The sequence below is a fragment of the Bradyrhizobium sp. GCM10028915 genome (assembly GCF_042666195.1).
GTDB lineage: Bacteria > Pseudomonadota > Alphaproteobacteria > Rhizobiales > Xanthobacteraceae > Bradyrhizobium > Bradyrhizobium canariense_D.
On the sequence record NZ_JBHTFN010000021.1, the window covers coordinates 394,998 to 414,663 of the forward strand.

The following is a 19,666-nucleotide window of genomic DNA, read 5'->3' on the forward strand; positions in this document are numbered from 1 at the left end:
AAGCGCCGGATGAGGGGTCTCTATCGACACGGGAAACGTTGAGAGATACCCCTCACCGCAGTGAGCTTGTGTCTCCGAGCGTCGCCGCCCTCTCCCACAAGGGGCGAGGGCGCATCAACGCGCATCTCGCCGTATTGCTCCGCATAGTCAGCAGCGTCAGGCCACCGCCGAGATCGGGCGCGGGCTCACGACATATTCGCGCAGCACCTTGTCATTGGCGTCGACCTCGATCAGTGCGACGTCGTAGGTCCAGAGATCGGCCAGATGCTGGAGCACGCGCTTGGCGTCGGTCTCGTTGAGCTGCGCGCCCTTGATGACATGGTGATGCAGGATCAGCCGCCGGTCGCCGGAGAGATCGACGTCGACCACCTCGATATTCGCGTCGATGTAGCCGACATCGTGCTGCCGTGCCAGCTCGCGCCGAACGCGGCGGAAGCCCCGCTCGTCGTGAATGGCGTCGACCCGGATGCCGGCGCGTTCCTCGGGGTCATCATGCAGGTGGAACATGCGGAGGTGCCGCATCAGCTTCGGACTCAGGAACTGGGCGATGAAACTCTCGTCGCGGTAGTTGGCCCAGACGTCGCGCAGCACGCCCATCACGTCGTTCTTGCCGGCGATGTCCGGGAACCATTCGCGGTCCTCGTCTTCCGGCCTGGTGACGATGCGCTCGATGTCCTGCATCATGGCGAAGCCGAGCGCATAGGGATTAAAGCCGGAAAAGCGCTGGTCATCGAATTCGGGCTGGAACACGACATTGGTGTGCGACTGCAGGAATTCGAGGAAATTGCCGTCGCTGATGCGGCCCTGCTGATGCAGCTTGGTCATGATGCGATAGTGGACGTAGGTCGCCGTCCCCTCGTTCATCACCTTGGTCTGGCTCTGCGGATAGAAATATTGCGCGATGTGGCGGACGATGCGCAACAGCTCGCGCTGCCAGGGCGCCAGCCGCGGCGCGCTCTTCTCGAGGAAATACAGCAGGTTCTCCTGCGGCAGGCCGAGCAGCTTGCGGCGGCGTTCGATGCTGAGCGCGGACCGGGTCTTGCTCTTTCCCGCCGGCACGGTGCGCCAGAGGTCGTTGAAGACCTCCTCCTCGTGCTGGCGGCGGCGCCCTGCCCGCTTCTCTTCGGCGCGGAGGTCGAGCTTCTTCTTGCCGGGATAGCGGTCGATCCCATGCGACATCAACGCATGCGCGGCATCGAGGGTGCGCTCGACCTCCACCCGGCCGTAGCGATCCTCGCATTGCATGACGTAGTTCTTGGCGAAATCCAGATAGTCCAGGATGCCGTCGGCGTCGGTCCACTGCTTGAACAGATAGTTGTTCTTGAAGAAGTGATTGTGGCCGAAGGCGGCGTGCGCGATCACCAGGGTCTGCATCGTCGCCGTGTTCTCTTCCATCAGGTAGGAGATGCAGGGCGAGGAGTTGATCACGATCTCATAGGCGAGGCCCATGAGGCCCTTGCGGTATGAGGCCTCGTGATACGCAAAGTGCTTTCCGAACGACCAGTGCTTGTAGAACAGCGGCATGCCGACCGACGAATAGGCGTCCAGCATCTGCTCGGCGGTGATGACTTCGATCTGGTTCGGATAGACGTCGAGCCCGAGATCTTTCGTCGCCACCTCCTCGCAGGCATCCGTGATGCGCTGCAAGGTGTGAAAATCCCAATCGGCGCCTTCGAACAAGCGTTCCGTCATGGAGCGGCTTTCTCCTGGGCAGTGTCGCGGCGCTGAAACAGATCGTGGAACACCGGAAAAATTTCGCTGCGCTCGCTGACCTTGCGCATCGAGAGCGGTGCGCCGCTGTTGCGCAAGCGCTCGTAGAGGGTCCAGAGCGAGGAGTCGGACAGATCGAAGGCGCTGCCGCCGGACTCGCCGACCTCGAGATAGGCGAAGAACTGGCAGACCGGCAGGATTTTGTCGGTCAGCAGCATGCCCGCGAGCTCGCCGTCGGAATAGGAATTGTCGCCGTCGGAAGCTTGCGCAGCGTAGATATTCCAGTCCGACGGGCTGAAGCGTTCGCGCACGATCTCGTGCATGGCCTGCAGCGCGCTGGAGACCAGCGTGCCGCCGGAAGCCGGGCCATAGAAGAAGGTCTGCTCATCCACCTCCTCGGCGCGATCGGTGTGGCGGATGAAGACGATGTCGACATGCTTGTAGCGGCGCTTCAGAAATACGTAGAGCAGCATGTAGAAGCGCTTGGCGAGATCCTTCATGTGCTCGGACATCGAGCCAGACACGTCCATCAGGCAGAACATCACAGCCTGGGCAACGGGCTTTGGAACCGTCTCGAAGCGGCGGTAGCGGATGTCGAGCGGATCGATGAAGGGAATGCGCTTGGATTTCGCCTTCAGTTTTTCGAGCTGGGCTAGCAGCAGCAGACGCTCGTCCTCATCTGCGCAGGCAGCGATGGCGGATTCAAGCTCTTCGATCTCCTCCTTGCTGGGACGCTTGAGCGCGATACGGCGCGCCATTGCGCGCCGAACCGTCCGGCTCACCGAGATGTTGGATGGCGAGCCCGACGTGGTGTAGCCGGCGCGCTGGATGCCCTCGCTCTCGGTCTGCGCGATCTTGCGCTTGGCGAGATCAGGAAGTTCGAGGTCATCGAGGAAGAGATCGACGAATTCGTCGCGGCTGAGCACGAAGCGGAAGGCGTCCTCGCTGTCGCCTTCGCCCGGACCGGAATCCTTGGCACTGCCCTGGCCGGAGCGCTGGAGATAGTCGCCCTCGATGAACTTCTTGTTTCCGGGCAACACCATGTCGCGCGTTCCGCCGTCGCGGCGGAAACGCGGCTCGTGCATGCCGTCGAGCGGAATGGTGACCTCGCCACCCTCCAGGACGTCCTTGATGTCGCGTTCCTGCGAGGTCTTCTTGACGGCGCCCTGCACCAGGGATTTGGCCCGACGCAAGAACCGCTGCCGGTTCTCGAGACTCTTGCCGCCTGGATTCAGGCGCCTGTCAATAATGTGAATCGGCACTTTTCCATCCGCCTCAACCGGCCTGCTTCACGCGCATGTACCATTCGACGAGCCGGCGAACCTGACGCTCGGTGTAGCCGCGCTCCACCATGCGTGCGACGAACTCGCCGTGCTTCTTCTCCGTCTCGCCGTCCTTCTTCGACCCGAAGGAGATGACCGGAAGCAGGTCCTCAACCTGGGAGAATATCCGCTTTTCGATCACATCGCGAATCTTCTCGTAGGAGATCCAGGTCGGATTCTTGCCGCCGTTCTGGGCGCGCGACCGTAACGAGAATTTGACCACCTCGTTGCGGAAATCCTTCGGGTTGGCGATGCCCGCCGGCTTCTCGATTTTGGTCAGCTCCTGGTTCAAAAGCTCACGATCCAGCAGCTGGCCGGTGTCGGCGTCCTTGAAATCCTGGTCCTCGATCCAGGCATCGGCGTAGTCGACGTAGCGGTCGAACAGGTTCTGGCCGTAATCCGAGTAGGATTCGAGATAAGCCTTCTGGATCTCGTTGCCGATGAACTCGGCATAACGCGGCGCAAGGTCGGCCTTGATGAATTCGAGGTAGCGCTTCTCGACTTCCTCGGGCAGTTGCTCGCGCTTGATCGATTGCTCCAGCGCGTACATCAGATGCACCGCGTCGGCGGCGACTTCCTGCGGATCGTGGTTGAAGGTCGCAGCCAGGATCTTGAAGGCAAAGCGGGTGGAAACACCGTCCATGCCCTCGTCGACGCCGGCGGCATCGCGATATTCCTGGACGCTGCGCGCCTTCGGATCGGTCTCCTTCAGGCTCTCACCGTCGTAAACCCTCATCTTGGCGTAGATCGTGGAATTTTCGTGCTTGCGCAGGCGCGACATCACCGAGAACCGCGCCAGCGTTTCCAGCGTCGCGGGCGCGCAAGGCGCGGCCGCGAGCTCGGAGCCCTGGATCAGCTTCTCGTAGATCTTCTGCTCCTCCGTGATCCGCAGGCAGTACGGCACCTTGATCACGCAGATGCGGTCGATGAAGGCCTCGTTGTTCTTGTTGGCCTTGAAGCTCGACCACTCGGCTTCATTGGAGTGCGCAAGGATGACGCCGGTGAAGGGGATCGCGCCGATGTTCTCGGTGCCGATATAGTTGCCTTCCTGCGTCGCGGTGAGCAGCGGGTGCAGCATCTTGATCGGCGCCTTGAACATCTCGACGAATTCGAGCACGCCCTGGTTGGCGCGGTTGAGGCCGCCGGAATAGCTGTAGGCGTCGGGATCGTTCTGCGCGTAGGTTTCGAGCTTGCGGATGTCGACCTTGCCGACCAGCGAGGAGATGTCCTGGTTGTTCTCGTCACCCGGCTCGGTCTTGGCGATCCCGATCTGGCGCAGCCGCGACGGCTGGATCTTTGCAACCCGAAACTGGGAAATGTCGCCGCCGAAGGCTTCCAGCCGCTTGTAGCACCACGGGCTCATCAGGCCGGTGAGACGGCGGCGCGGAATGCCGTATTTCTCTTCCAGCATCGGGCCGAGCTGATCCGGATCGAACAGGCTGAGCGGGCTTTCGAACACGGGCGAGAGCTCGTCGCCGGCCTTGAGCACGTAGATCGGATGCACTTCCATCAGCGACTTGAGCCGCTCAGCGAGCGAGGATTTGCCGCCGCCGACCGGACCGAGCAGATACAGGATCTGCTTGCGCTCTTCGAGGCCCTGCGCCGCGTGACGGAAGAAACCGACGATGCGCTCGATGGTTTCTTCCATGCCGTAGAAACCGGCGAAGGCCGGATAGGTACGGATCGTGCGGTTCAAAAAAATACGGCCAAGGCGTGGGTCCTTGGCCGTGTCAATCGTCTGGGGCTCACCGATCGCTGCTAGCAGTCGTTCGGCCGCGTTTGCGTATTTCATGGGATCGCTTCGACACGATTCCAGATATTCCGCCATCGACATGTCGTGTTGGCTTCTCGCCTCGAACGACTTAGCGAAAGCGTTGAATAGAGAATCGTTGTACATGATCCCTCTCCGCGTGAGTTCCGCTACACAATTGAACGAAAGCAGCGACCGGACCGTTCCTTAGCGCCACTCTCGAATCAGCGTGAGCACATGACGATCATTCGACACCCGGGCGCCTTCTCGGCGCAACGCACAACGTAGGCACAGGGTGAGTTACGAACAGGCACCTGCCTGATATTTGAGCGAATCTTTGTCTATATTGGCTCATTTCCAGAAAATGTCACTCGCTCGCAACATCCGGGCATTACCGGGGATGCGTTCATCCGGCGCCGCATCATAGCCGTCTGCGAACGGCGATCTTATGACGCTTGTGCGGCGAAGCCTTGCGTGGCGCGTTCATCTTCCTGCTGCAATGCGGTGCGTGGACCGCCGGCGGCGTGACAGTCGCGGCAAACGCGCAGCAGTGTATCAAAATCGGTCGCCAGGCCCTCCGACCGGATGACGATGCGATCGTCCGTCACACCGCGGGCCAAGCCGCGGATGCTGCAGAGCTGCCTCTGCAAGGCCGGCGTCGGCGTCAGCACGATCACCTTGCGCCCGCGGCGTTCTTCAGCCGAAATCTCCGCGATCGAGTCCCACAGCAGAAATTCATTGCCGATGCGAAGGTCGCGAATGCCATAGGGGGTGACGATCACCACCGATGCCCGCTCGGCGGGGAGCATCCAGATCAGCCGGCCGGTCATCGCGGCGAACGCCACCACGCCGGCATAGCCGACCGTCGTGTCGTAATCGCCAAAAGCGTTCCACCAGCCCAAGGCGAGCGTTGCGCTGAGCAGCGTCATGGCGAAACCCGCAACGATCAGCAACCGCAGTTGGGTCGTACATGGACCGATTTCGAGATCGTGGGACGCATCGACGCATCCGGTCGACGTGACCGACTGGGGGCTGTCTGTGACAGCGAGCGCCAGACGGTCATGATGTGCTTGCATGCTTTCCCCCAGCATGGCCATTCGCGACCGAGCCACGATGCATCAGGCGGACCGGAATCCGCTGATGAGTACTCCACGCAGCCGCTGGCGGCGAGGCGAGGCAGCTGGCGTTACACAACAAGGGCCTAGCCGATTCCTCACGGCCAACGACCTTTTACGCAACTCGGCTCCCTCTACGCGGATCGCCATGATCGCGACGGAGTTACACTGGAGGATATGACGCCCATACCCTTGATTGGTTCCCTCAAGGAAGCATGTAAGCTAGAGGATAGCGCGTCAGGACCGGCGCGGAAACCCCTCGCCCGCAGGCTTGGAGATAAATTAGCATCATGAATCCCGTCAAAGAACTGGAAAAGCACGGACAAGCCGTCTGGCTGGACTTCCTGGCCCGCGGCTTCATCGCCAAGGGCGACCTGAAGCGGCTGATCGATACCGACGGCGTCAAGGGCGTCACCTCCAACCCGTCGATCTTCGAGAAAGCGATCGGGAGCTCGGACGAGTACGACGCGCCGATCGGCAAGGCGTTGAAGCGCGGCGATCGGTCGGTCGCCGACCTGTTCGAGGCCGTCGCGGTCGAGGACATCCAGAACGCCGCCGACGTGCTGCGTCCGGTCTATGACCGCCTCAAGGGCGGCGACGGCTATGTCAGCCTGGAAGTCTCGCCCTATCTGGCGATGGACACCGCCGGCACGGTCACCGAGGCGCGGCGGCTCTGGAAGGACGTCAACCGCAAGAACCTGATGGTGAAGGTGCCGGCGACGCCGGAGGGCCTGCCGGCGATCGAGACCCTGATCGGCGACGGCATCAGCATCAACATCACGCTGCTGTTCTCCAGGGACGTCTATCTGCAGGTTGCCGAGGCCTATATCGCCGGCCTGGAGACATACGTCGCAGGCGGCGGCGACCCCTTGCACGTGGCGAGCGTGGCGAGCTTTTTCGTCAGCCGTATCGACTCGGTGGTCGACAAACAGCTCGACGAGAAGATCGCCCGCGCCAACGACCCGAGTGAGAAGGAACGGCTCGCCGCGCTGAAGGGCAAGGTCGCGATCGCCAATGCGAAGGTCGCCTACCAGGATTACAAGCGCCTGTTCTCAGGTCCGCGCTGGGACAAGCTCGCGGCCAAGGGCGCCAAGCCGCAGCGCATGCTGTGGGCCTCGACCGGCACCAAGAACAAGGACTACAGCGACGTCCTCTATGTCGAGGAATTGATCGGTCCCGACACCATCAACACCGTGCCGCCGGCGACATTGGATGCGTTCCGCGACCACGGCACGCCGCGGGACAGCCTGGAAGAGAATGTCGACGACGCCAGGCGCGTGCTGGAAGAACTGGAGCGCTCCGGCGTCTCGCTCGATGCTATCACCGAGGAACTCGTCAAGGACGGCGTCAAGCAGTTCGCCGACGCCGCCGACAAGCTCTATGGCGCTGTCGCCCACAAGCGCGCCACCGTGCTCGGGCCTGCGATCGACCGCCAGCTTCTCTCGCTCGGCGACGGCCTCGGCAAGGCCGTGACCAAGAGCACCGAGGAATGGCGCGCGTCGGCAAAGATCCGCAGGCTGTGGCAACGGGACAAATCGGTCTGGACCGGCACCGACGAGGACAAATGGCTCGGCTGGCTCGACAGCGCCGCCAAGGCCGACGTCGCCGATTATGAGGATTATGCCAGCCGCGTGAAAGGCCAGAAATTCTCCGACGCCGTCGTGCTCGGCATGGGCGGGTCAAGCCTCGGGCCGGAGGTGCTGGCCGAGACCTTCGGCAAGAAGCCCGGGTTCCCGAAGCTGCACGTGCTGGATTCCACCGATCCGGCGCAGGTGCGGGCAATGGAGGCCAGGATCGACATCGCCAACACCGTGTTCATCGTCTCCAGCAAGTCCGGCGGCACCACCGAACCGAATGCGATGAAGGATTATTTCCACGAGCGCGTCGCGCAGGCGGTCGGACCGAAGGTCAAGACCGGCCATCGCTTCATTGCGGTCACTGATCCCGGATCGTCGCTGGAGACGGCGGCGAAGACGCTAAGCTATGCGCGCATCTTCCACGGCGAGCCCTCCATCGGCGGACGCTATTCGGTGCTCTCGCCATTCGGCCTGGTGCCGGCGGCAACCGCGGGCGTCGATATCAAGACCTTCATCAAGCACGCGCTTGCGATGGCCCGCTCCTGCGGACCGGACGTGCCGCCGGCCGAGAACCCCGGCGTGCAGCTCGGCCTTGCCATGGGCCATGCAGCGCTCGAAGGCCGCGACAAGGTGACGATCCTGTCGTCGAAGAAGATTGCCGATTTCGGCGCCTGGGCCGAGCAGCTCATCGCGGAATCGACCGGCAAGGACGGCAAGGGCCTGATCCCGATCGACGGCGAGCCACTGGGCGAGCCGGCGGTCTACGGCAATGACCGGCTCTTCATCGACATCCGTATCGAGGGCGAAGCGGACGCCGCCCATGACTCGCAGCTTGCTGCGATCGAAGCGGCCGGCCATCCCGTCGTGCGCATCGTGATGAAGTCGATCGACCATCTCGGCCAGGAGTTTTTCCGCTTCGAGATGGCAACGGCGGTCGCGGGCAGCATCCTCGGCATCAACCCGTTCGACCAGCCGGACGTGGAAGCGGCCAAGATCAAGACCCGAGAGCTCACCGCCTCGTTCGAAAAGACCGGCGCGCTGCCGGCCGAGCAGCCGGTGGTCAGCACCACCGAGGCCGATCTCTACACCGACGAGACCAATGCCGCAGCCCTGCGCGCTGCCGGCGCCAACGGCGACCTCACCTCCTGGCTGAAGGCGCATCTGTCGCGCTCCAATCATGGCGACTATGTCGCCCTGCTCGGCTACATCGCCCGCGACAAGGCGACGATCGACGCGCTCCAGGCCATGCGGCTCGAGGTGCGCGAGAAACGACACGTTGCGACCTGCGCCGAGTTCGGCCCCCGCTTCCTGCACTCGACGGGGCAAGCCTACAAAGGCGGGCCGGACAGCGGTGTGTTCCTCCAGATCACCGCCGACGATGCCAAGGACCTGCCGGTGCCGGGCCAGAAGGCCAGCTTCGGCGTCATCAAGGCCGCGCAGGCGCGCGGCGACTTCGACGTGCTTACCGAGCGCGGCCGGCGCGCGCTGCGGGTCCACTTGAAGGGCGGGCTCAAGAAGGGTCTCGCGGCGCTCAATGCGGCGCTCAACGAGGCACTGAACTAAGGGAATTCCTCAAATGCAACTCGGCATGATCGGCCTCGGCCGGATGGGCGGCAACATCGTTCGCCGCCTGATGCGCCACGGACATTCGACCGTGGTCTACGACAAGGACGCCAAGGCCGTCGCCGGCCTTGCGGCAGACGGCGCGGTCGGCTCGGCGACGCTCGAAGAGTTCATTGCGAAACTGGAGCGGCCGCGCACGGCCTGGGTGATGCTGCCGGCCGGCCACATCACCGAGACCACGATCGACACGATCGCGGGCGCGATGCAGGAAGGCGACGTCATCATCGACGGCGGCAACACGTTCTGGCAGGACGACGTCCGCCGCGGCAAGGCGCTGAAGGAGCGCGGCATCCACTATGTCGACGTCGGCACCTCCGGCGGCGTCTGGGGCCTCGACCGCGGCTATTGCATGATGATCGGCGGCGAGAAACAGGTCGTCGATCGGCTCGATCCGATCTTCGCCGCGCTCGCGCCCGGCGCCGGCGACATTCCGCGCACGGAGGGACGTGAGGGGCGCGATCCCCGCATCGAGCAGGGCTACATCCATGCCGGCCCCGTCGGCGCCGGTCATTTCGTCAAGATGATCCACAACGGTATCGAATACGGCCTGATGCAGGCCTACGCCGAAGGTTTTGACATCCTCAAGAACGCCAACATCGAGGCCTTGCCGGCGGATCATCGTTACGATTTCGATCTCGCCGATATCGCCGAGGTGTGGCGGCGTGGCAGCGTGATCCCGTCCTGGCTGCTCGACCTTACCTCGACCGCGCTCGCGGATAGCCCTGCACTGGCGGAGTATTCGGGTTTCGTGGAGGATTCCGGCGAAGGACGCTGGACCGTGAACGCGGCGATCGACGAGGCCGTGCCGGCCGAAGTCCTGACCGCGGCGCTGTTCGCACGTTTCCGTTCCCGCAAGGAACACACTTTCGCCGAGAAAATTCTCTCAGCGATGCGAGCCGGTTTTGGCGGCCACAAGGAGCCGAAGCAGCCGGCTGCTTCGAAGCCGAAATAGCAATTAGCAGAACGAAGGCCAATAGTTCGTGACAAAAGACCCGCAAGCCAAGCGCAAGCCGGAAAATTGCGCCTTCGTCATCTTTGGTGTCACCGGCGACCTCACCCATCGGCTGGTGATGCCATCGCTCTACAATCTGGCGGCCGAGCATCTGTTACCCGAAAAGTTCTGCGTGGTCGGCGTCGCCCGCCGGGGCCAGTCGGACAACGAGCTGCGCGACAGCCTGTTGAAGGGCTTGCGCCAGTTCGCGACCCGGCCGGTGGACGACGACATTGCCAAGAAGCTGCTGGAATGCGTGACCTTCGTCGAAGCCGACGCAAAGGATCCGCCATCCTTTGATCGCCTGCGTGAGCATCTGGATTCCCTGGAATGCGCGCAGGATACCGGCGGCAACCGGCTGTTCTATCTCGCGACCCCGCCGGCTGCGTTCGCGCCGACCGCGCGCGAGCTCGGCCGCACCGGCATGATGAAGGAGAACGGGGCGTGGCGGCGCCTGGTGATCGAAAAGCCGTTCGGCACCGACCTCGCCTCGGCGCGCGCGCTGAATGGCGAGCTGCTGAAGATCATGGACGAGCACCAGATCTACCGGATCGATCACTATCTCGGCAAGGAGACGGTGCAGAACATCCTGGTGCTGCGCTTTGCCAACGGCATGTTCGAGCCGATCTGGAATCGCAACCATATCGATCACATCCAGATCACGGTGGAGGAAAAGCTCGGCGTCGGCCATCGCGGCGGCTTCTACGACGCCACCGGCGCGCTACGCGACATGGTGCCGAACCACCTGTTCCAGCTGATGTCGCTGGTCGCGATGGAGCCGCCGGCGCGTTTCGACGCCCATTCCGTGCGCTCCGAGAAGGCCGAGATTCTGACCTCGATTCAGCGCCCGAGCGAAGAGGAAGCGCTGAAGAGCTCGGTGCGCGCCCAATATCTCGCAGGGCGCATCGGCGACGATGAGATCCCGGACTATCGCAAGACCGAGGACGTCAAACCCGGCAGCACTACCGAGACCTATGTCGCGCTGAAGCTGATGATCGACAATTGGCGCTGGGCCGGCGTGCCGTTCTATTTGCGCACCGGCAAGGCGCTCGGCCACAAGCGCACCGAAGTCGCGATCAAGTTCAAGCAGGCGCCGCTGTCGATGTTCTCAGGCACGGCTGTCGATCGTCTCTCTCAGAACTTCCTCACGATCGGCATCGCACCGACCGAGACCATCGAGCTCCAGTTCAACGCCAAGATCCCGGGGCCGAGCGTCACCATCGACGGCGTCGAGATGAAGTTCCGCTATGGCGACTATTTCCGGGCCGATCCCTCGACCGGCTACGAGACGCTGATCTACGACTGTATGATCGGCGACAACATCCTGTTCCAGCGTGCCGACGGCATCGAAGCCGGATGGGAGGCGGTGCAGCCGTTCCTTGACGCCTGGAAGAACGCGGGCAGCAACGGCATCGAGACCTATCAAGCCGGCAGCGACGGCCCCGCCTGCGCCGATGAATTGCTCCGCCGCGACGGCCGAAGCTGGCGTAAATTTTCGTGACGGCGACGGCCGGACAGCCGAAGCTGATCGTCGAGGCCGACGCCGAGGCTCTCGCGCGGACCGCGGCCGGACGGGTGATGGCGCGAATCGCGGCCAATCCCGGGCGCATTGCGATCTGCCTGACCGGCGGCTCCAGCCCAAAGAGGCTCTACCAGCTGCTGGGCAGCGAGGCTTGGCGCGAAAAAATCCCGTGGGAGCGCGTGCACTGGTTCATCGGTGACGAGCGCTTCGTGCCCGAAAGCGATCCCCTCAACAACATGGCGGTCGCGCGCGCGACCTTTCTCGATCGCAACGCGCCCTCCGGCCATGTTCACCCGATCCCGACGACGGCTGACGACCCTGATCAGAGCGCCGAGGCCTATGCGCGCGAGTTGCAGGCTTTCTACGGCGCGGAAAGCCTGGATCCGGCACGGCCGCTGTTCGACATGGTCTTGATGGGCGCGGGGCCGGACGGCCACACGGCTTCGCTCTTCCCGGGCTACCCCGCGATCGAGGAGATGGGACGCTGGGTGGTCGGCGTCCCCAAGGCCAATGTTGCCCCCTTCGTGCCGCGGGTCTCGCTCACCCTGCCCGCGCTGGCGTCCTGCCGCGAAATGCTGTTCGAGATAGCGGGGCACGACAAGCAGCCGATCTTGACGCGCCTGCTCAATGGCGAGACTCTGCCGGTTGTACGCGCGCGCTCGAATGGCGAGACCGTCTGGCTGGTCGACCAGGCCGCGCTTCCGGAGGGAATTCGTGGCGGGCGTTGAAGCACCTTGTGCATTGATCGTGATGGGCGTGTCGGGCTCGGGCAAGAGCACGGTTGCAAAAGCGCTCGGCGAGCGCCTCGGCTGGCGTTTCGAGGACGGCGACAGCTTTCATCCCGCCAGCAATGTCGAGAAGATGCGGGCCGGCCATCCCCTCACCGACGAGGACCGCTGGCCCTGGCTCAACGCCATTGCCGACGAGATCGCGAGGGTCTGTGACAAGGGCGAGCACGTCATCATCGCCTGCTCGGCGCTGAAGCATACTTATCGGGACGTGCTCCTGCGCGGACGCGACGACGTCCGCTTCATCTTCCTGAGGGGGACGAAGGAGCTGATCGCCGCTCGCCTCGCGCAACGTAAGGGGCACTTCATGCCGCCCGGCCTGCTGACGAGCCAGTTCAACACGCTGGAGCCGCCGGAGGCTGGCGAGCACGTGATCACAGTCTCGATCGACGAATCCGTGGAAGCGATCGTAGATGGCGCGGTGCGGCAGTTGAAACTGGGCGGCGCGAAACGCTGAGGCCAAACACCCAAGAAACACCCAAGGGACCGTCATGACAAAAATCTCGCTCGTCGTCTCCGACGTCGACGGTACGCTGCTGACCAAGGACAAGACGCTGACCGACCGCGCGAGGTCCGCGGTTCAGCGTCTGCACCAGGCCCGTATCGGCTTCACGATTACGTCGAGCCGCCCCGCGATCGGCATGCGTTTCCTGATCGAACCCCTGGCGCTCTGGCTGCCGGTCGGCCCGTTCAACGGCTCCTCGATCGTCGACCCCGAGATGACTCCGGTCGAACAGCATCTCATCCCCGCCGCGGCGGCCGAGCGAAGCTTGCAAATTCTGCGGGACTTCGGCGCCGACATCTGGCTGTTCACCACCGACAAATGGCTGATCGACAAGCCTGATGGCCAATACGTGGCACATGAGCAGCACACCATCCGCTCCGACCCGACCATCGTGACGGATTTCTCGCCGTATCTCGCGAGCGCCTGCAAGATCGTCGGGGCCAGCGCCGATGCAGCCGGCCTCGAAGCTTGCGAGAAGGCGATGCAGAAGGCGCTCGGCAGCGAGGCGATGGCGGTGCGCTCGCAGACCTATTACCTCGACATCACCCCGCCCGGCTTCGACAAGGGCACATTCGTGCAAGCCATGGCCAAGCGCCTCGGCATTTCAACGGACGCGGTCGCCACCATCGGCGACATGCAGAACGACCTCGCGATGTTTCGCGTCAGCGGCGTTTCGATCGCAATGGGCAATGCGGCCGACAACGTCAAGGACCAGGCGACCCACGTCACCGCGACCAACGAGCAGGACGGTTTTGCGGAAGCGATGGAGATGATTTTGAAGCGGAACGAGGTCACCTAGGTCACTGCTTCGACCGCTGCATCGCGGGCTTCTTGCTGCCCTGCCTTGCGGCCGACAGGTTATGCGCGGTGTTGACCAGCGCGATATGAGTCAGCGCCTGCGGGAAATTGCCGGTCTGACGCCTGGCGCCTGAATCATATTCCTCGGCCAGCAGTCCCACATCATTCGCGACACCGACCACGCGATCGAACAACGCTTGCGCCTTGTCGAGATCGCCCGCCAGTACATGGGCATCTGCCAGCCACAGGCTGCAGGCGAGGAAGGCGCCCTCGATCGGCTGCTTCTCCTCGGACACTTCGCGCGGATCGTGCCGCAGCACAAAGCCGTCAGGCATCATGTGCTTTTCCATCGCCGCGATGGTGCCGCGAATGCGCGGATCCGACGCTTCCAGGAAGCCAACGGACGGCAGCAGCAGCACGCTGGCATCGAGCAGCTTCGAGCCGTAGGACTCCACGAAGGCATTCTCCTCCGCGTCGAAGCCCCGGTTGCAGACGTCGCGATGAATGGCGTCGCGCAAGGTGCGCCAGTGCAGCAGCGGCGCCTTGAAGCCGAAGGTCTCGGCGCTCTTGATGCCGCGGTCGAAGGCGACCCAGGTCATCACCTTGGAGAAGACATAGTGCTTCGGCTGTCCGCGCCGCTCCCAGATGCCGTGATCGGGCTGGTCCCAGACTTCGGCGAGATGCTTGAGCACGGCGCATTCCAGCGCCCAGCTCTCGTCGTCGAGCTTGAGCTTGGCCATCCGCGACTGGTGGAAGGCGTCGATCAGTTCGCCGTAGACGTCGAGCTGGAGCTGCGCATGCGCGGCATTGCCGACGCGCACCGGCTGTGCGCCCTCGTAGCCATCGAGCCAACCGGCCTCCCATTCCAGCAGCCGCCGCTGGCCCCAGATGCCGTACATGATCTGCATGTTCGCCGGTGAGCCTGCCGCCGCACGCAACAGCCAATTGTGCCAGGCCGAGGCTTCCTCGGTGTAACCCGAGTTCATCAGCGCCAGCAGCGTGAAGGTGGCATCGCGCAGCCAGCAGAAGCGGTAGTCCCAATTCCTGGCGCCGCCGAGCTTCTCCGGCAACGAGGTGGTCGGCGCCGCGACGATGCCGCCGGTCGGAGCGAAGGTCAGCGCCTTGAGTGTGATCAGCGAGCGCACGATCAGGTCGCGATAGTCGCCATCGCGATTGCAGTGGCTGCACCAGTCCTGCCAGAATTTCTCGGTCTCCTTGAGTGCGACCTCCGGATCGATTGGCGCGGGCGGCTCGAGATGCGAGGGGCCGTAGGTCAGCACGAACGGCACGGTCTCGCCGGCCTTCACCTCGAAATCGGAAACCGTGGTCAGATCCTCGCCTCGGGTCTTGGCCGGTGTCCGCAGCACGGTCATGTCCTGCCCGGCGACCGCCAGCAGGGAATGGTCGATCCGCCGCACCCACGGGATGTCGACGCCGAAGCCGAAGCGGATGACGAGCTCCATCCGCATCTTCACCGTGCCGCTGACACCGCGGACCAGCCGCACGATGTCGGAGGCCTTGCCGCGCGGCGGCATGAAGTCGATCAGCGCAACGGTGCCGCCGTCAGTCTCAAAGCGCGTTTCGAGGATGAGGGTGTCGCCGAGATAGCGGCGCGACGTCGCGGTGACGTCCTCGCTCGGCGCGATCAGCCAGCGGCCGTTCTTGTGCGTGCCGAGGAGCGCGGCAAAGCAGGCATCGGAATCGAAGGCCGGCCAGCACAGCCAGTCGATCGAGCCGTTGCGGCCGACCAGCGCCGCGGTCTCGCAGTCGCCGATCAGCGCATAATCTTCAATCCTCTGAGACAATGTCGTGCGAGCCTCGAAAACGACGTCCGGAGACCCCGGCGATCAACGCCCGCCGGGTAACGAGCGTTCCCGTGTCGCGGCCTTCAAGGCTGCGACATCGACCTTCGAAACGATCTTGTCGAGCGTCACAGGCAGGCGCTGGCGCCAGTTCGGATGCTCGTCAATCGTACCGGGAATGTTGGGCTGGTCGATCACGCCGAGCAGATCCTCCAGCGACACCGCAAGCAGCCGCGACGGCGTGCGCGACAGGAAGGCGAGCACCGAATAGACATCATTGGCACGGATGCCGTTGGCACGCAGGATCTCGTCGAGCAGGCCGAGCGCATCCCAGCGGGCCTGATCGTTCTCGCCGGGATCGAGCCCGAGCGAGCGCTTCATCTTGAGATCGCTGAAAGAGCGCCAGCCGGCATAGGTCGACAGATCATGCGTGTTCAACGTCACCAGCGCGTTGGGCCGGTAGTGATCGACGGGCCGGAAGTGACCGGCATCGTCGCGCTCGAACATCATGACGAGGTAGGACCAGATGCCGAAATCCTGCATGGTCTCGCGAAAACCTTCCGGCACCGTGCCGAGGTCCTCGCCGATGACGATGCACTTATGGGCCGCGCTCTCCCGCGCCACGGTCGCCAGCAGCGCCTCGAACGGCATCTGCACATAGGCGCCGTTGTCGGGCTTGAAGCCGCGCGGCACCAGATAAAGCCGCTTCAAGCCGAGCACGTGATCGAGACGGATGGCTCCGGAATGGCGCATCGAAGCCGCGAGCATATCGGCGAATGGCACGAAGGATTGCGCCTCCAGGCCGCCGGCATTGAAGCCGGCCAAGCCCCAATCCTGGCCAATGGTATTGAGCACGTCCGGCGGCGCGCCGACGGCGAGATGACGAGAAATCGCCTCCTGCTCGTTCCAAGCATCGAAGCCGTTCGACTGCACGCCGACGGCAACGTCAAGATAGAGCCCGACCCGCATGCCGAGCTGGCCGGCCAGCTCCTTGGCCGCATGCAACTGGCTATCGGCGGTCCATTGCACGAATTCGACGAACTCGACCTCGTGCTTGTCCGGGCCGTTGCGCAGCTCGGCGCATTTCGTCTCATCCGGCTTTTGCCATTCCTGCGGCCATTCCCACCACGGCGCCGCAAAGCGATGGCGTAGCACCTCGAAGCAGGCAAAACGGGACAACAGCGGCGCGCGAGCCGCCCGGAAGGCGTCGAACTGGTTGCGGCGGACGCCGCTCGCGGTTTTCACGAAGCTGTCGAAGGCGGCACGCAAGGCCAACCATTTCAAGGCCGCCATGTCCGGATAGGGCACACGATCACCGTCGCGGAGCCGCGCGGCGGTCGCGGCCGCATCGGGGACGAGGTCGGGGGAAAATTCCGGGATCGCCTCGACGTCTATATAGAGCGGATTGAGAAACAGCCGGCTGTTCGGCGAATAGGGGCTGCAATCGGCCGGATGGTCATCGAACAACACATGCAGGGGATTGAGCCCGACGCCGTCGGCGCCCAACTGCTTCGCGAGCCGGACCAGACCGGCGAGGTCGGTGAAATCGCCGATGCCCCAATTGCGGTCCGAGCGGACGCTGTAGAGCTGCACGGCAAGCAGCCAGCCCCGGTCGAAATCGCCGCCGAAGGCCCGCTCCGGCGCCACGATCATCGGCACCTCTTCCGTCACGCCTCCGGCATCCGTCAGCGTCAGCCGGTGATAGCCGAGCGGCAGGCCGGCCGGCCAGGCAATCACGGGCTCGCGCGTCTCACCTTGCGCGATCAAATTGCCGTTGCCGGTCATCTTCCATTTGAGCGGCGGCGCACCGATCGTCACCAATTCGGTGCGCGGATGGCCCAAGGCGCGTACCACCACAGGCCCGCTGACGAAGCGGTAAACCCGCTTTTCCGGCAAGGCGTCGAGGATGGATTTGAGGGCCACGGGATCGGTGACCCGCAGCTTTCCGAGGGCATCGACGAATTCGGATTGAACGCCCTTGATCCGGGCTTGAGCTAAAAGATCCATTCGGCACGCAGCTTGCAGGCCATTTTGTGGCCGGGGGCATCGATTTTAACGAGGTCGCGGAAGAGGTTAGTCAGGGTTAACTCGCGAGCCGCGCCTGCCGTTCCCCAGGGAACCAATGACACACAAGCGGCTTTCTATAGTGGTATCAAGCGTAGGTTCCCGGCAAGGGAAACGGGCTCCTGCTTTCTTGTCAATGGCATCACCGTGAACAAGACAATTCAAACTGTCGAGAGTGCCGCAGCCGGCAGCACTTTCCTCATCGAGGACGTCTATCCCCTGATCGACGGCGGGCGCTTCCCCGTGAAGCGGATCGCGCGCGAACCGGTCGAGGTCTGGGCCGACATCTACCGGGACGGCGACGCCGTGATCGGCGCAGCGCTGATCTGGCGACAGGAGCAGGACCGCGAATGGCAGAGCGAGCCGATGATCCCTCACGGCAATGACCGCTGGTCCGGCGCGTTCACACCCGTCGAGCCCGGCAAATATGTCTATGCGATCGAAGCCTGGACCGACGAATTCGCCACCTGGTCGCACGCGGTCGCGCGCAAGCAGCGCTCCGGTGCCGACGTCACGCTCGATGCGATCGAGGGCGCCGGCCTTTTGACCAAGGCGCATGGCGCGCAGCAGGACGCCGCCGCCGTCATCGTCAGGCGATGCGAGGACTATCTTCAGACCGGCGACGTTGCCCCGCTGCTGGCAACCGAGCTCGGCGCAGCCATGGCCGAGAGCCAGTTGCGGCCTGATCTCACGCGCTCGGCGCTATTCCCACTGTTCGTCGACCGCGACAAGGCACGCTTCGGCGCCTGGTATCAGATGATGCCGCGCAGCCAGAGCGTGGTGCCAGGACAGCATGGCACGCTCCGCGACTGCATCGCGCGCGTGCCCGACATCGCCGCGATGGGCTTTGACGTGCTGTACTTCACGCCGATCCATCCTATTGGCCGCACCCGGCGCAAGGGCCGCAACAACATGCCGGTGGCGGGCGACGGCGATCCCGGCTCGCCTTATGCGATCGGCGCCATCGAGGGCGGGCACGACGCGCTGCACCCCGAACTCGGCACGATCGAGGATTTTCGCGCGCTGGTCGCGACCTGCCTGGAATACGGCCTCGAACTCGCGCTCGACTTCGCCGTGCAATGCTCGCCGGACCACCCGTGGCTGACGCAGCATCCGGAATGGTTCAAATGGCGCCCGGATCGGTCGGTGCGGACGGCTGACGGGCCCTATTCCGATATCGTCATCCCCGATTTCGCGTCCGTCGACCGGGCTGGACTGTGGAACGCGTTTCGCGACGCCATGCTGTTCTGGATCGACCACGGCGTCACCATCTTCGCCATCGACAATCACGACACCGCGCCGCTCGCCTTCTGGGAGTGGCTGATCCGTGACATCCGCCGCCGGCATCCCGAGGTGATCCTGTTTTCCAAGACGTTCGCGCGCCCGAAGCTGATGAAGGGCCTCGCCAAGCTCGGCTTTGCGCAATCGTTCAGCTATTTCCCCTGGCGCACGGCGAAGTGGGAGCTGGAGCAATATCTCGGCGAGCTGACGCGCTATCCCGAACGTGACTTCTATCGGCCGAACCTGTTCGTGAATACGCCCGATCTTTTGCCCTATCATCTCCAGGGCGGCGAGACATGGGCGTTCAAATCGCGCGTCGCGCTGGCGGCGACGCTGTCCGGCAATTACGGCGTCTACAGCGGGTTCGAGCTGCTGGAGCACGACGCGATCCCCGGCCGCGAGGAATATCTCAACTCCGAGAAATACCAGATCAAGCAGCGCGACTGGAACAAGCCCGGCAACATCAAGGCCTACATCACGGAGCTCAATCGCATCCGCAGCGAGAATGCTGCGCTTCAGCGGACGGCGAACCTGCGCTTCCTCGGCATCGAAGAGGGCGAGACGATCGCCTTCGTCAAGGAAGCGACCGACCCGGCCAACATCGTCGTGGCCGTGGTTGCGCTCTCGTGCCACGTGCGCGAATTCTGGTTGCCGCTCGGCGACGTCACGGTTGACGCCGGCGGGCAGCGACACCATGTGTCGGCACTCGAAAACCTCCTCACCGGCGAACAGGCCCGCATCGAATGGGGCGGGATCAAATTGCGTATCGATCCCGAGCGCGATCCGGCGCTGCTGTTCCGCTGCCTGGCGTAAGGGCG

General features: G+C 63.7%; 13 protein-coding genes. 7 read left to right on the forward strand and 6 right to left on the reverse strand.

Going from position 1 to position 19,666, the window contains the following annotated elements; translation table 11 throughout:
* Nucleotides 1-156: 156 nt before the first annotated feature.
* The 4 genes from ACFQX9_RS13730 to ACFQX9_RS13745 form a co-directional block, all read right to left on the reverse strand.
* Nucleotides 157-1,692: a SpoVR family protein gene (locus tag ACFQX9_RS13730; protein ID WP_007613791.1), complete on the reverse strand. Its 1,536-nt coding sequence runs from the start codon at nt 1,690-1,692 to the stop codon at nt 157-159.
* Nucleotides 1,689-2,966 carry a YeaH/YhbH family protein gene (locus ACFQX9_RS13735; protein WP_026232663.1) on the reverse strand — a complete coding sequence of 426 codons (1,278 nt, stop codon included), beginning with the start codon at nt 2,964-2,966 and terminating at the stop codon, nt 1,689-1,691. Before ACFQX9_RS13735 ends, ACFQX9_RS13730 begins: the two co-directional genes overlap by 4 nt.
* Before the next feature lie 19 nt (nt 2,967-2,985).
* A complete protein-coding gene (locus tag ACFQX9_RS13740) occupies nt 2,986-4,929 on the reverse strand; it encodes a PrkA family serine protein kinase (protein WP_018454065.1) in 1,944 nt (647 codons plus the stop codon).
* 299 nt (nt 4,930-5,228) lie between these two features.
* Complete coding sequence (locus ACFQX9_RS13745; protein WP_085351899.1) at nt 5,229-5,879, reverse strand: hypothetical protein; 651 nt, start codon at nt 5,877-5,879, stop codon at nt 5,229-5,231.
* Nucleotides 5,880-6,187: 308 nt separating this feature from the next.
* Here ACFQX9_RS13745 and ACFQX9_RS13750 point away from each other — a divergent pair, with 308 nt between their 5' ends.
* Genes ACFQX9_RS13750 through ACFQX9_RS13775 form a run of 6 tightly spaced genes read left to right on the forward strand, consistent with a single transcriptional unit; the run spans nt 6,188 to nt 13,702 of the window.
* Nucleotides 6,188-9,037 carry a bifunctional transaldolase/phosoglucose isomerase gene (locus tag ACFQX9_RS13750; protein WP_085361501.1) on the forward strand — a complete coding sequence of 950 codons (2,850 nt, stop codon included), beginning with the start codon at nt 6,188-6,190 and terminating at the stop codon, nt 9,035-9,037.
* A gap of 13 nt (nt 9,038-9,050) precedes the next feature.
* On the forward strand, nt 9,051-10,049 hold the full coding sequence (gnd, locus tag ACFQX9_RS13755) for a phosphogluconate dehydrogenase (NAD(+)-dependent, decarboxylating) (protein WP_085351901.1): 999 nt from the start codon (nt 9,051-9,053) through the stop codon (nt 10,047-10,049).
* Nucleotides 10,050-10,077: 28 nt separating this feature from the next.
* A complete protein-coding gene (gene zwf / locus ACFQX9_RS13760; RefSeq protein WP_018454061.1) occupies nt 10,078-11,589 on the forward strand; it encodes a glucose-6-phosphate dehydrogenase in 1,512 nt (503 codons plus the stop codon).
* Nucleotides 11,586-12,338 carry a 6-phosphogluconolactonase gene (pgl, locus tag ACFQX9_RS13765; RefSeq protein ID WP_085395695.1) on the forward strand — a complete coding sequence of 251 codons (753 nt, stop codon included), beginning with the start codon at nt 11,586-11,588 and terminating at the stop codon, nt 12,336-12,338. Before zwf ends, pgl begins: the two co-directional genes overlap by 4 nt.
* Nucleotides 12,325-12,855, forward strand: a complete 531-nt coding sequence (locus ACFQX9_RS13770; RefSeq protein ID WP_026232661.1) for a gluconokinase — start codon at nt 12,325-12,327, stop codon at nt 12,853-12,855. The genes pgl and ACFQX9_RS13770 overlap by 14 nt, the downstream gene beginning before the upstream one ends.
* Before the next feature lie 34 nt (nt 12,856-12,889).
* Entirely contained in the window at nt 12,890-13,702 is an 813-nt protein-coding gene (locus ACFQX9_RS13775) for a Cof-type HAD-IIB family hydrolase (RefSeq protein WP_018454060.1), read from the forward strand.
* 1 nt (nt 13,703) lies between these two features.
* On the opposite strand, the gene ACFQX9_RS13780 is transcribed toward ACFQX9_RS13775, so the two are convergent.
* Nucleotides 13,704-15,506, reverse strand: a complete 1,803-nt coding sequence (locus ACFQX9_RS13780) for a glycoside hydrolase family 15 protein (RefSeq protein WP_018454059.1) — start codon at nt 15,504-15,506, stop codon at nt 13,704-13,706.
* Nucleotides 15,507-15,548: 42 nt separating this feature from the next.
* Nucleotides 15,549-17,510: a 4-alpha-glucanotransferase gene (gene malQ, locus ACFQX9_RS13785; protein ID WP_018454058.1), complete on the reverse strand. Its 1,962-nt coding sequence runs from the start codon at nt 17,508-17,510 to the stop codon at nt 15,549-15,551.
* Between the two features lie 204 nt (nt 17,511-17,714).
* On the opposite strand from malQ, the gene ACFQX9_RS13790 reads away from it, so the two are divergent.
* Nucleotides 17,715-19,661, forward strand: a complete 1,947-nt coding sequence (locus tag ACFQX9_RS13790) for a maltotransferase domain-containing protein (protein WP_018454057.1) — start codon at nt 17,715-17,717, stop codon at nt 19,659-19,661.
* The last annotated feature ends 5 nt before the right edge of the window (nt 19,662-19,666 follow it).

Coding starts and splice junctions, on each gene's coding strand:
- ACFQX9_RS13745 (WP_085351899.1), bottom strand. CDS start 5,879: ATGGCCATGCTGGGGGAAAGCATGCAAGCACATCATGACCGTCTGGCG.
- ACFQX9_RS13775 (WP_018454060.1), top strand. CDS start 12,890: ATGACAAAAATCTCGCTCGTCGTCTCCGACGTCGACGGTACGCTGCTG.
- malQ (WP_018454058.1), bottom strand. CDS start 17,510: ATGGATCTTTTAGCTCAAGCCCGGATCAAGGGCGTTCAATCCGAATTC.
- ACFQX9_RS13750 (WP_085361501.1), top strand. CDS start 6,188: ATGAATCCCGTCAAAGAACTGGAAAAGCACGGACAAGCCGTCTGGCTG.
- ACFQX9_RS13740 (WP_018454065.1), bottom strand. CDS start 4,929: ATGTACAACGATTCTCTATTCAACGCTTTCGCTAAGTCGTTCGAGGCG.
- ACFQX9_RS13730 (WP_007613791.1), bottom strand. CDS start 1,692: ATGACGGAACGCTTGTTCGAAGGCGCCGATTGGGATTTTCACACCTTG.
- gnd (WP_085351901.1), top strand. CDS start 9,051: ATGCAACTCGGCATGATCGGCCTCGGCCGGATGGGCGGCAACATCGTT.